The organism is Cupriavidus phytorum, assembly GCF_003254285.1.
Classification (GTDB): Bacteria; Pseudomonadota; Gammaproteobacteria; order Burkholderiales; family Burkholderiaceae; genus Cupriavidus; species Cupriavidus phytorum.
In genome coordinates, this window is the sequence record NZ_QKZN01000001.1 from 882,754 (window position 1) to 894,557 (window position 11,804).

10 protein-coding genes are annotated in these 11,804 nt (G+C 69.6%); 2 read left to right on the top strand and 8 right to left on the bottom strand.

Annotated features, from left to right (window positions below; genetic code table 11):
- Positions 1–26: 26 nt before the first annotated feature.
- The 5 genes from C7416_RS03800 to C7416_RS03820 all read right to left on the bottom strand — a co-directional run bounded on the left by C7416_RS03800 (position 27) and on the right by C7416_RS03820 (position 5,882).
- Positions 27–611 (bottom strand): SAM-dependent methyltransferase, encoded by a 585-nt coding sequence (locus C7416_RS03800; protein WP_111517178.1) that lies wholly within the window; start codon positions 609–611, stop codon positions 27–29.
- Between the two features lie 11 nt (positions 612–622).
- Positions 623–973: a hypothetical protein gene (locus C7416_RS03805; RefSeq protein WP_062804128.1), complete on the bottom strand. Its 351-nt coding sequence runs from the start codon at positions 971–973 to the stop codon at positions 623–625.
- A 169-nt stretch (positions 974–1,142) separates the two neighbouring features.
- On the bottom strand, positions 1,143–2,258 hold the full coding sequence (locus C7416_RS03810) for an NAD(P)H-dependent flavin oxidoreductase (RefSeq protein WP_111517179.1): 1,116 nt from the start codon (positions 2,256–2,258) through the stop codon (positions 1,143–1,145).
- Positions 2,259–2,312: 54 nt separating this feature from the next.
- The gene (locus tag C7416_RS03815; RefSeq protein WP_111517180.1) at positions 2,313–3,200 is read right to left on the bottom strand and encodes a LysR family transcriptional regulator; all 888 of its coding nucleotides are present in this window, start codon (positions 3,198–3,200) and stop codon (positions 2,313–2,315) included.
- Positions 3,201–3,416: 216 nt separating this feature from the next.
- Entirely contained in the window at positions 3,417–5,882 is a 2,466-nt protein-coding gene (locus C7416_RS03820; RefSeq protein ID WP_111517181.1) for a DUF3772 domain-containing protein, read from the bottom strand.
- A 382-nt stretch (positions 5,883–6,264) separates the two neighbouring features.
- Between C7416_RS03820 and C7416_RS03825 the strand changes: the two genes are divergently transcribed.
- Entirely contained in the window at positions 6,265–6,933 is a 669-nt protein-coding gene (locus tag C7416_RS03825) for an alpha/beta hydrolase (protein ID WP_111517182.1), read from the top strand.
- A gap of 167 nt (positions 6,934–7,100) precedes the next feature.
- Entirely contained in the window at positions 7,101–7,829 is a 729-nt protein-coding gene (locus C7416_RS03830; protein WP_111517183.1) for a BON domain-containing protein, read from the top strand.
- Between the two features lie 13 nt (positions 7,830–7,842).
- Here C7416_RS03830 and C7416_RS03835 read toward each other — a convergent pair whose 3' ends face one another.
- The 3 genes from C7416_RS03835 to C7416_RS03845 form a co-directional block, all read right to left on the bottom strand.
- Positions 7,843–8,565, bottom strand: a complete 723-nt coding sequence (locus C7416_RS03835) for a GntR family transcriptional regulator (protein WP_111517184.1) — start codon at positions 8,563–8,565, stop codon at positions 7,843–7,845.
- 77 nt (positions 8,566–8,642) lie between these two features.
- Positions 8,643–9,971, bottom strand: coding sequence for an MFS transporter (locus tag C7416_RS03840; RefSeq protein ID WP_111517185.1), 1,329 nt, complete (start codon positions 9,969–9,971; stop codon positions 8,643–8,645).
- A gap of 123 nt (positions 9,972–10,094) precedes the next feature.
- The gene (locus C7416_RS03845) at positions 10,095–11,750 is read right to left on the bottom strand and encodes a GMC family oxidoreductase (RefSeq protein ID WP_111517186.1); all 1,656 of its coding nucleotides are present in this window, start codon (positions 11,748–11,750) and stop codon (positions 10,095–10,097) included.
- Between the last annotated feature and the right edge of the window lie 54 nt (positions 11,751–11,804).

Genomic DNA, 11,804 nt, shown 5'->3' on the forward strand with positions numbered 1-11,804 from the left:
GGGCGTTTTTCTTTTCCGTGGTGGATCTACGCCAGCCGCATCTCCAGCTGCCTTGTCCAAAGTTCCAGCACAAAATCCGGCTCCTCATGCCGGATATGCCGATACAGCCCGCGCTGCGCGCCGATCGCTTCATGCACCGCCTGCGCGGTGATCTGCTGCTCCGCGAACGGATGCCGGAAATGGCAGGCGACGATGACGCCGTCGTCAGCCAGCGCGCTTGCGGCCATGGCGGCGACTTCGTGCCAGTCTGGCTTGGGAAAGTAGTAGCCCAGTTCGGAAAACACCATCAGGTCGAAGCTGCCCTCCGGCCACTGCTGCGGCAGTTCGCCGGTCAGCACGCGTGCGTGCGGGAACGGCGCCAGCCGTTGCCGCGCCTGTTCGGCGGCGCTCTCGGCCAGTTCCATTGCCACCAGCGCATCGCAGCGCGGCGCCAGCGCCACGCTCAGGTGGCCGCCACCGCAGCCCGGCTCGAATGCGTGGGCGAAGCGCTCGCGCGGCAGCGTGGCCAGCAGCAGGGCGCGCTTGCGCGCTTCGTACCAGCGCGTGCCAATGCCCCAGGGATCCTCGTTGCGGCCGTACAGGCCGGCGAAATAGTCGCGGTCGACCGGCATGGCGGCAGGTCTCAGTAGCCGTAGTACGGCGCCTCGCGGTAGTAGCCGGAAGGCTGCGGGCCGCACGGCACGTAGGCGCGGTCGTAGTCGCGGTAGCAATAGCCCGGCGGCACCGCCGGCGCCGCGTACGAGACCGGCGCGGGGGCGTAGGTGACGGGCGGCGGCGCGACCGGTGCCGCCACCACCGGTCCCGAGGCCAGCATGGCGCCCAGCGCCAGGCCCGCCAGTGCGCCGACCGCCAGCACCGCGCCGGCGTTGGAGCCGCCATGATGATGGTGCCGGCCGCGCGCGGAGGCGGAACCGGCGGCTACCAGGGTCGCGGCCAGGACCGCCGCGGCGACGATGCGGGTGGAGGGGCGCATTTCGGACTCCTTGTCATGCACAGCTTGTGTTCCTGAATGATGGACGCAAAGCGGCGATCAAGGTGTTTCCGGCCCCGGGCTGACTTGTTAGCTTTGTAACCGCAGCTTTTAAGACCTGGCTTTTTTAATGCGGTGTAAGACGCGGTAAAACGGCCGTGTCCGAAACCGCTTACCCGAGCGTTTCGGCCAGCGCGGCCAGCCCGCGCGCGCTGGCGGCAAGCTCGCCGGCCAGTGCCGCGACCAGCTCCGCCGCCGGCAGTGCCCGGGCCAGCGGCACCGCCTGGCCGGCCCACTGCGCGGCAAAGTCGGCGCTGCCGCGCGCCTTGGCGGCGGCGTGCAAGGCCTTGCCGGCGTCGTAGGCAGTTGGGTAGTCGGGCGTGGCGGGCGCGTCGGCTGCGGCGCCCAGCTCGGTGAAGCGGTTGGCCAGGCCGCGCGCGTGGCGGCCGGAAATGGCCCGCGTCAGCACGGTCGGCTTGTGCGCCTGCAGCAGCGCCTCGCGGTAAGGGCCGTCGGCCACGGTCTCGGGGCAGGCGATAAAGGCGGTGCCGAGCTGCGCGGCCTGCGCGCCGAGCGCCAGCGCCGCGGCAATGCCGGCACCGTCCATGATGCCGCCCGCGGCGATCACCGGCAGGCGGGTCCGCGTCGCCAGCACGCGCACCAGCGCGAAGGTGCCCAGGCCCTCGTCGACGGCGGACGGGTCGAATACGCCGCGATGGCCACCGGCCTCGATGCCCTGCGCGACGATCGCATCGAGGCCGGCCGCCTCGATCGCGCGCGCCTCGTCGAGCGAGGTGGCGCTGGCCAGCAGCACGATGCCGGCGTCGCGCAGCGCGCGGATCCGGCCCGCATCGGGCAGCCCGAAATGGAAGCTGACCACGGCGGGGCGTTCTTCCAGCAGCATCGCGTGCATGGCTTCGTCGGTGACGTAGCTGCGATAAATCTCGCGCAGCGCCGCCGGCGGAGTCGCGCCGAACTCGGCAAAGCGCGGCGCGAGGTAGGCCAGCCAGGCCTGCTCGCGCGCGGCATCGGCAACGGCCGGCGCATGGCAGAACACGTTGACGTTGAACGGGCCGCTGGTGAGCGCGCGGGTCTCGCGGATGGCCTTGCGCGCGGCCTCGGCATCCATGGCGCCCACGCCGAGCGAGCCCAGTCCGCCGGCGTTGGTGACGGCCGCGGCGAGCGCGGGCGTGCTGACACCGGCCATGGGTGCCTGGATGATCGGGGTGCGGATGCCGAGCCGGCGCAACAAGGGCAGGCGATCAGTGGTGGAAGTGGATTGGGTCAATTTGCGCTCCTTGGCAGGGTCGATGGCGATGGTGCGGCGAGGGGAACGGCAGGTTCAGCCGTCGCGCAGTTCGCGCACGAAGGCGTCGCAGGCGTGCGTGGCATAGCCGGCACGCTTGACGAGATAGGTGTGCACCGCGCGCACCGGCACGGTCTGCACGTCGACCGCGTCGCGGTGCAGCGCCAGCAGCGAGCGGGGCAGGATCGCCATCGCGGTGCCGGCGCTGACGCAGGCCAGCATGGCGTGGTACGACGGCATCTCTGTGATGGCGAGGCGCTGGCGCATGTCGTCGCTGCCCTGCGCCAGCCAGGCTTCGGCGCACTGGCGGTAGGTGCAGCCCTTGGGGAAGGCGGCCAGGCGGCGCAACGCGACGTCCTGCGGCCCGCGCGCCTTGGGATGGCTGCCGGGCAGCACCAGCTGCAGGTGTTCGGTGAACAGGTAGGTGCCTTCCAGGCCGGGGGCGAGTTCGTCCAGGTCGGCCGCGCGCGCCGGCCCTTCGCCGGGATGCGCGACCACGGCGCAATCGAGCCGGTGGTCGAGCACGGCATCGACCAGCGCGCGCGTGGTGCCGGTGCGGATCTCGATGTCCACGCCGGGCCAGGCCGCGTGGAAGCGCGCCAGCGGCATCGGCAGGCGGTTGGCAGCGGCGCTTTCCATGGTGCCGATGCGCAGTCGGCCCGACGGCGCCGCCCCCTGCACCGACTGCCGCGCTTCTTCGGCCAGCGCCAGCATCTGGTTGGCATAGGCGAGCAGCCGGTGCCCTTCGGGCGTCAGCAGCATGCGCTTGCTGTCGCGCTGGAACAGCGCCACGCCGAGCGCTTCTTCCAGTTGCTTGACGCGCGTGGTGACATTGGACTGTACCCGGTCCAGCAGCCGCGCGGCACGGGTGATGCTCTGTTCGGTGGCTACGGCGCGGAAGATTTCGAGTTCAGCCAGTTCCATCGGTGGTCGCGGCGGCGCAAGAGGGGGCGTCCTGGATATTCTCGTTCGGAGAATATATCAAAACGAAAAATCTTTCTATGAGAATATCCAGCGCGGCACCGCCGCACCGCGTGCGCCTGATTCGCCGCTGGCTGGCGGCGCGGCGGTGGAAAACGCCACCGCGAGGGCGGCCGTGTTGTTGCCCCGATGCGGGGCGGGCGGCGCTGCCGCCAGCCATCAGCCGGCCGCCAGCGCGCGCTCCGGTTCCGGCCCGAACGGCGGCATGTTTTCCAGCCGCAGCGACTGCGGCACCGACAGCGAGATGCCGGCGGCGCGCAGCCGCTTGAGGATCTCGAACAGCAGGTCGCTGCGCGTATTCGCGGCGATGCGGGGGCTGCCGACATAGCCGGTCACCGACAGCGTGATGCCGTTGGGCGCGAGCTGGCTGAACATCACCGACGGGGCGGGCACGTCGAGGATGCTTTCGTTCTCGCGGTAGACGTCGAGCAGCAGGTCGCGCAGCTGCTCGGGGTCGGTGTTCAGCGGGAAGGTGAGCTGCAGCGAGGCCACCCCCTGGGTGCTGTTGCTCATGGTGACGTTGCGCAGGTTCTGCGAAATCAGCTGCGAGTTGGGCACGATCACGGTGGAGCGGTCGCCCAGCTGGATCTCGGTGGCGCGCACGTTGATGCGGCGGATGTCGCCTTCGACGCCGGCGATGCTGACCATGTCGCCCACCTTGACCGGACGCTCGGTCAGCAGGATCAGTCCCGAGACGAAGTTCTTCACGATCTCCTGCAGGCCGAAGCCGATGCCGACCGACAGCGCGCTGACGATCCACGCCAGGTTGTCCCAGCGCACGCCCAGCAGCGACAGCGTCAGCAGCACCAGCAGCACGTAGCCGACATTGCTGAACAGCGTGATCAGCGACGCGCGCAGCCCGGGCTCCATGCACAGCTTCGGCAGCAACTCTCCATCGAGCCAGCGCCGCACCGTGCGCAGCAGCCAGATGCCCACGCCCAGCGCGACCAGCGCATTGAGGATGCGCTCGGGCATGATGTTCAGGCTGCGCAGCTTTTCGCCGCCCAGCACGGTGACCAGGCTGTTGACCAGGTCCGCGGGGGTGGTGCCGAAGCCGCCGGTCAGCAGCGCCACCACCGCCAGCAGCAGCAACAGGCTGGCGCCGATGCCGGACAGGATGGTGGCGGCCTGCTCCAGGCGCGCATCGTCGACGCCGAACAGCTGCTTGATCACCTGGCCGCTGGCGTGCTGGGTCGAGAACAGGCTTTCGAACAGGTCGCGCGTGACCTGGGTCAGCAGGTACAGGCTGCACAGCACGATGTCGAACCAGACCAGCTCATAGGTCAGGAAGCGCGCAAAGCTGATGTAGCCCGCCAGCAGCGCCACCATCGACACGATCACGATCAGCGTGACGCCGGCGTGGATCATGCCCGCCAGCGTGGCGCGCGCCTCCGGCTGCTCGCCGGCGGCGGCCAGCTCGTTGCGCACGCGGTTGGCGCGCAGCAGCGCCGCGCCGATGGTCAGCACCACCACCAGCGAGACCAGCCCGCGCCCCAGCAGCGTGACCTGCACGCTGGTATCGGCAATGCGGTTGAGCTGTTCCAGCGTGCCGGCCAGCAGCAACAGCCCGGCCAGCACCGCGGGGAATGGCTTCATCGCCCGCGCCACGGGATCGGCCAGCGCCGGCAGGCGCCAGGACGGGTGGCGCGTGCACAGCAGCGCGCGCCCGAGGCCCGCGATCAGGGCGCTGGTCAGGGTCAGCTTGACCAGCCCGCCGTACAGCGTCATCAGGTCCGGCGGCAGTTCATAGTTGCGGGTGAAGGCGTTATAGACGATCTGCACCGCCAGCCCCGTGGTGGCCACCGTCGCGATGGTGGTGGCCAGCGCCAGCGCGCTGCGCCGCAGCCGGGTCGGCGGCAGCTTGTTCAGGCAGAACCAGGCCAGCGCGCGTTCGGCCAGGCGCTTGCCCAGCAGCCACACGCCCAGCGCGAGCAGCAGCAGCGCGATGGTGGCGGCGCGCTGCGACGGCTGCCAGGCCAGCTGCACCATCGGCACCACCTGGTCCAGGAATGCGGCCATGCGCGCGCGGTCCTCGGCGGCGGGGCTGACCATCGGCTTCCAGAACTGCGGGTTCAGGATGCTGTCCGAGCGCAGCGCCAGCTGGTCTTTCATCTGGCTGCGCTGCAGCCGGGCAATCTGGCCGCTCAGGTTGGCGATGTTCTCCTTGCTCTCGGCCGCCTGCTTGAGCTGCGCATCGAGCTGCAGGCGCCGCGCGTTCAGTTCGGCGCGCTGCCGCACCACCGCCGGGGCCTCCTTGGTGATGCCGTCCGACGGCGGTGGACCGAGCACGTCGAGTTGAGCCTGCAGCTGGGCGCGCTGCGGCGTCAGCGCGGCGGACAGCTTGTCGACATCGGCATCGAGCTTGTGCAGTTCGTGGTCTAGCTCGTCCAGCTTGGTGGTGCCGTCGGGATCGGAGGCCTGCTGCTTGATGCGGTCCTGCTCGGTCTGCAGGCGCTTGAGTTCGGCGCTGGCTTCGGCGTGGGTCAGGGCGGGCGGCTGCTGTGCCTCGGTGGCGGAGGCAGCCTCGGATGCCGGCGCCGCGATCGCGGCGGGCAGGATGGCTGGCATCAGGTGGCATAGCGCTGCGAGCGCAAGGCCCAGTGCGAGCCGTGAAACGTTGCTCATGGCGGAATCTCGTCGGATGCGGAAACGGCCGGGACGCCGGCGATGATCAGGCGAGGGGACCGCTGCTCGCTGGCGATCCTCTCGGCGCATGGTGTGGCAAGGCGCGATGCGGCCACGCAGGGGCATCGCAGCGCTTGGCCGCGGGCGGCAGGACCGACGGAACCAGCCCAGCCGCGATTCGCGAAATTATAGAAAAGCGCATCCGCCACACCGCCGGATGCTGCGGCGCATCGGGCACACTGTGACAAATTGATACGCATCCCTATGCGCGCCGTCGGCGCGGCCGCCGCCGGCACCCTCGCCGCCATCGCAGTACTATCACGGGCTTCGGGGCCCGCGCGGCCCGCATTGCCCCAGTCACTCAACCTCTTCTGGAGAACGCATGGCGCTTGCGTCAGGCACCGACAAGACCAGGCTCGACGGCGACGCCGGGCCAATTGAAATGCTGGTCGACCGGCCGCAAGGCGATCCGCGCGGCATTGCCGTGGTGGGCCACCCGCACCCCTTGCTGGGGGGCTCGGCCACGCACAAGGTGCCGCACCAGCTGGCCAAGGCGCTGGTGGCGCGCGGCTACCTGACCGTGCGGCCGAATTTCCGCGGCGTGGAGGGCTCCGGCGGCGCCCATGACCAGGGCCGCGGCGAGGCGCAGGACATGCTGGCGGTGGTGGCCCACCTGCGCGCGGCGCATCCCGGCCTGCCGCTGGCACTGGCCGGATTTTCCTTCGGTGCCTTCGTCATGACCCATGTGGCCGCAGCCCTCGCGGCGCAGTCCGTGCCGATCCGCCATCTGGTGCTGACGGGCACCCCCTACGGCGTGGTGAAAGGGCATCGCAGCTATGACACCCCGGCCGTGCCGGCCGATTGCCTGGTGGTCCATGGCGAGCGCGACGAGCGCGCGCAACTGGCCGCGCTGTTCGACTGGGCCCGGCCCCAGGCGCTGCCGGTGGTGGTGGTGCCGGGCGCGGATCACTTCTTTACCGGCAAGCTGCCGCTGCTGGTGCGCATCGTCGGCGGCTACCTCGACCGGCCCGGGCACGACGCCACCGTGTAAAAACTTCGATCATTGCCGCGCTTGCGCGGTGCGCGCCGGCGGGGCGGTCCGGGGAGCGCGAGCCGCTGCGCGCCGCGGTGACCGGTCGCGAGGCATGGATGATGCTATCGATAGCAGACACGGCGCCAGCTATGGCGCAACACGCGCGTTCAGATCGGAGGCAATCCATGAAAGACTATCCACCGTCGGAAATCAGGGAAACGTGGCGTAACCGCGGCTATGGCGAGCCGGGCGATACCCGCCAGGCACACCACTGGCGCAGCGGCAATCCGGGCGGCGCGGGCTTTGGCTACGGGCAGGCGCGCTATGGCACGGAAGACGGCGAGGGTCCGGAAGACCAGTACCGTCCCGGCATCCCGGCGCGGACGGCATCGCGCCGGCTGCCCAAGAACTACCAGCGCACCGACACGCGCATCCGCGACGACCTGTGCGAACGGCTGGCGCATGCCGACGACGACGTCTCGGACGTGACCGTCGACGTCGGCTCGGGCATCGTCACGCTGACCGGCACCGTGGCCGAGCGCGGCATCAAGTACCGCATTGAAGAGCTGGCCGAAGACGTGCTGGGCGTCAATGAGGTGCGCAACAACCTGCAGGTGGCGCGCCGCGCGGGCGGCACGGACGACGGGCAGCAACAAACCGGCGGCGGCAGCATGCCCGGACAGCGGCGCCTGGGCCAGTCTGCCGGCTGGCGCCAGCCGGTGGGAGAGATTGGGGCGGACGTGCTGTATATCGTCCAGTCGCGCGACGGGCGCTTCCTCGGCGCGGAATCCGGCGAGGCCGTGCTGGTGCCGGGAATTGCCCAGGCCGGCCTGTTCGACGATCCGGATGAAGCCCGCGCCGCGGCGCAGGAGCATTGCAGTCGCGGCTACCGCATCCTGGCTACGCGGCGCTGACGGGGCGCCGCGCTCAGGCGTTGGGCACGGCAGGCGCGCTGGCCGGATCCGGGTGGATCTGCATCACCGCGGCGCGTTTCTCCAGCAGGTGCTGGCGCAGGATCGACGCCAGCCGCTTGCCGTCGCGGGCTTCCAGCGCGCGGATCATTTCTTCGTGGTCGTGCACCGCGCGGTCCCACTTGTCGGTCTGGTGGTTGGAGCGGAAGCGCATCGCCTTGAGGCGCCGGTTCAGCGTCAGGTAGGTCTGCAGCAGGGTCTGGTTGCGCGCCGCCGCGGCGATGCGGTCGTGGATTTCCTGGTTGCGGCTGTAGTAGCCGGGCAGGTCGTTGCGGGCATGGCAGGCCAGCATGGCGTAATGCAGCGCCTTGATCTCGGCCAGTTCCGGCGCCGTGATGCGCTCGCACGCCAGCTCGCCGGCAAAGGCCTCCAGGCCGCTCATCAGCTCGAAGGCCTCCCACGCCTCGGCCTCGCTCATGCGCGAGACGCTGGCGCCGCGATTGGGCGAGATCTCGATCAGCCCCTCGGCGGCAAGCACCTTGAGCGCCTCGCGCAGCGGCGTGCGCGAGATCCCCAGCGTTTCGCACAGTTCGCGCTCGTTCAGCTTCATGCCGGGCGCCAGCACCCCTTCGACGATGAAGTTGCGCAGGTGGTCGACCACGGTGTCGTGCAGCCGCTGGCGCACCACCTTGGGCAGGAGCGGGGCGGCGGTGGTGCCGGTGCCGTCCGAAGGTTGCATGCAATGTCCCTGTCATTAGCGTGGTGCCATTCTAAGACATTGCCGGCCTGCCGCAACGACGGCCTCGACCCTTGCGCTCAGCGCGCCGGGCCGCGCAGCGGCACGCCGCTTTCGCGCGGCGCCCCGGCGCCCGCGCCCCGTCCGATCAGCGCCACCGACAGCGCCGACACCAGTCCCGCGAACGCCACGTAGGCGCAGATCTGCCAAGGTTGGCCGCCACCCGACTTGAGCAGCGCCGTGGCGATGATGGGCGTGATGCCGGAAGCGAAGATGCCCGAGAACTGGTAGACGAAGGAGATCCCGGTATAGCGCACCCGGGCATCGAACAGCTCGCAGAACAGCGCCGCCTCCGGCCCGTACACCGCGGCGTAGAGAATGCCGAACGGCACCACGATCGACAGCCACAGCAGCATGGTGTTGCCGCCGCTGTTCAGCATCAGCCAGAACGCGGGGAAGGCCGACAGCGCCGTGATCAGCGAACCCCAGAAATACACCCGCGTGCGGCCGATGCGGTCGGACAGGTGGCCGAAGAACGGGATGAAGAAGCACATCGCGATCGCCGCCGCCATCACGCCCACCAGCGCCTGCGTGCGGCTGATATTGACGGTCTGGGTCAGGTAGGTGATCGAGAACACGCCGAAGATGTTGAAGAAGACCCCGTCGATATAGCGCGCGCCCATGCCCTTGACGATATTGCCGGGATAGCGCCGCATCATGTCGACAAAGGGAATCTGCGTTTCGGCATTGCGCTGCTTGATCACGGCGAATTCCGGCGTTTCCTTGACGTTGAGCCGGATATACATGCCGACGAACACCATGGCCGCCGAGATGAGGAACGCCACGCGCCAGCCCCAGGACAGGAACTGCGCGTCCGTCAGGGTCAGCGACAGCAGCGCCACCACGCCCGACGCGAGGCACAGCCCGATTGCCAGCCCGATCTGCGGCAGCGACGCGTAGAAGCCCTTGCGGTGCGCCGGCGCGTACTCGTAAGCCATCAGCACCGCGCCGCCCCATTCGCCGCCCAGGCCGATGCCCTGGAGCACGCGCAGCAGCAGCAACAGCACCGGCGCCAGGATGCCGATGCTGTCGTAGGTCGGCACCAGCCCGATCAGGAAGGTGGAGACGCCCATGATCATCAGCGTCATCACCAGCATGCTCTTGCGCCCGACCTTGTCGCCGAAGTGCCCGAAGATGACGCCGCCGAGCGGCCGCGTGACAAAGCCGACGGCGAAGGTGGTGTAGGCCAGCATGGTGGCCACCAGCGGGTCATCGCCGGGGAAGTACAGCTTGTTGAAGACCAGGCCGGCGACCACGCCGTACAGGAAGAAGTCATACCACTCGATGGTGGCGCCGATCACGGACGCCAGCGCGACCTTGCGGATCGCCTGTTCGTTGGGGCTAGTCATGCTTGTCTCCTCTGGTGGTGGGCGGCGTCCTCTGGAAGGGTGGTTATGGACGCCGATGCGCTGCGGGGCCTGGCCTGGTGGTTATCGATGCCCGGCCCCGCCGGTTTGCCGCTTCAGGTTGCTTCAGGCCGCGGCGGCCATCGGTGCGACCACGTCGGCGTGGTGGATCTCGCGCCGCGCGTCTTCACGAATCAGGTCTGCCGCGCGCTCGGCCATCATCACCACCGGCACGTTGGTGTTGCCGGATACCAGCGTGGGCATCACCGAGCAGTCCACCACGCGCAGCCCGCCAACGCCGTGCACGCGCAGGCGCGCATCGACCACCGCCAGCGGATCGGCGGCCGGTCCCATCTTGGCCGTGCCCGACGGATGGAAGATGGTGGCGCCGTACTCGCGGCAGAAGTGCAGGATCTCGTCGTCGCTGCGCACGGCGTCGCCGGGCCGGAATTCGCGCTTCATCAGGCCGCGCATCGGCTCGGTCTGCGCCACGCGCCGGGCGTAGCGCACTGCAGCGACGGTGCAGCGCCGGTCCAGTTCGGCCGACAGGTAGTTGGGCTGCATCGACGGCGGCTCGAACGGGTCGGTCGAGCGGATCCGCACGGTGCCGCGCGACGCCGGGCGCAGCTGGCACACGGAATAGGTGCAGCCCGAGAACGGATGGACCGTGCCGCCGGCCATGTCGGCCGACAGCGTCGAGAAATGGAATTGCGTGTCCGGCGTGGCGCTTTCGTGCGGCAGGGCGCGGCAGAACATCGCGCCCTGGTTGATGCCGATCGCCAGCGGGCCCTTGCGCAGCAGCAGCCATTCCAGGCCCATGCGCGCCTTGCCGGCAAGCGTGCGCAGCTGGTCGTTGGTGGTGATGGGTTTGGCCACCTCGTAGATCAGCCGGATCTGCAGGTGGTCCTGCAGGTTTTCGCCGACGCCCGGCAACGCATGCACCACCGGCACGCCCAGCTCTTGCAGCAGCGGCGCCGGGCCGATGCCGGACAGCTGCAGCAGCTGCGGCGACTGCAGCGCGCCGGCGCACAGGATCACCTCGCGCCGCGCCCGCAGGATATAGGGCTGGCCATGCCGGGTGTAGCGCACGCCCACGGCGCGCTTGCCTTCGAACAGCAGGCCGGTGGTGTGCGCGTCGGTCTCGACGCGCAGGTTGGCGCGCCCGCGCGCCGGGCGCAGGTAGGCCACCGCGGTGGAACAGCGCCAGCCGTTGCGCGTGGTCAGCTGGTAGTAGCCCACGCCCTCCTGGTCGCCGCCGTTGAAGTCGGTCTGGCGCGGCAGACCCAGCGCCTGGCCGGCGGCGATGAAAGCATCGACCAGCGGGTGGCGCCGGTCGATCGAGGTGGCATTGAGGGGGCCTTCGGTGCCGCGCGTCGGCCCGGCGCCGAGGTCATTGTTCTCGAGCTTGCGGAAGTAGGGCAGGCAGTCGTCCCAGCCCCAGCCCGGATTGCCCAGCGCGGCCCAGTGGTCATAGTCCTCGCGCTGGCCGCGCACGTAGATCAGGCCGTTGATGGCGCTGCTGCCGCCCAGCGTGCGCCCGCGCGGCCAGTAGATGCGGCGGTTCAGCATGTTGGGATCGGGATCGGTATAGAAGCCCCAGTTCACCTGCTTGTGGAACATGGTCTTGCCGTAGCCGATCGGGATATGGATCCACGGGTAGCGGTCGGGCGGGCCCGCCTCGAGCAGGCAGACCGAATAGCGGCCGTCTTCGCTGAGCCGGTTGGCCAGCACGCACCCGGCTGAGCCCGCGCCCACCACGATGTAGTCAACGGTTTGCGACATCGTCGCTGTCTCCTGTTTTCTGGCCGGCGGGCGCGCAGCCCACGGCCTGGATTT

Excerpts from the sequence above, each read along its gene's own strand:
- C7416_RS03800 (WP_111517178.1), bottom strand. The coding sequence starts at position 611 with ATGCCGGTCGACCGCGACTATTTCGCCGGCCTGTACGGCCGCAACGAG.
- C7416_RS03805 (WP_062804128.1), bottom strand. The coding sequence starts at position 973 with ATGCGCCCCTCCACCCGCATCGTCGCCGCGGCGGTCCTGGCCGCGACC.
- C7416_RS03815 (WP_111517180.1), bottom strand. The coding sequence starts at position 3,200 with ATGGAACTGGCTGAACTCGAAATCTTCCGCGCCGTAGCCACCGAACAG.
- C7416_RS03820 (WP_111517181.1), bottom strand. The coding sequence starts at position 5,882 with ATGAGCAACGTTTCACGGCTCGCACTGGGCCTTGCGCTCGCAGCGCTA.
- C7416_RS03825 (WP_111517182.1), top strand. The coding sequence starts at position 6,265 with ATGGCGCTTGCGTCAGGCACCGACAAGACCAGGCTCGACGGCGACGCC.
- C7416_RS03830 (WP_111517183.1), top strand. The coding sequence starts at position 7,101 with ATGAAAGACTATCCACCGTCGGAAATCAGGGAAACGTGGCGTAACCGC.
- C7416_RS03835 (WP_111517184.1), bottom strand. The coding sequence starts at position 8,565 with ATGCAACCTTCGGACGGCACCGGCACCACCGCCGCCCCGCTCCTGCCC.
- C7416_RS03840 (WP_111517185.1), bottom strand. The coding sequence starts at position 9,971 with ATGACTAGCCCCAACGAACAGGCGATCCGCAAGGTCGCGCTGGCGTCC.
- C7416_RS03845 (WP_111517186.1), bottom strand. The coding sequence starts at position 11,750 with ATGTCGCAAACCGTTGACTACATCGTGGTGGGCGCGGGCTCAGCCGGG.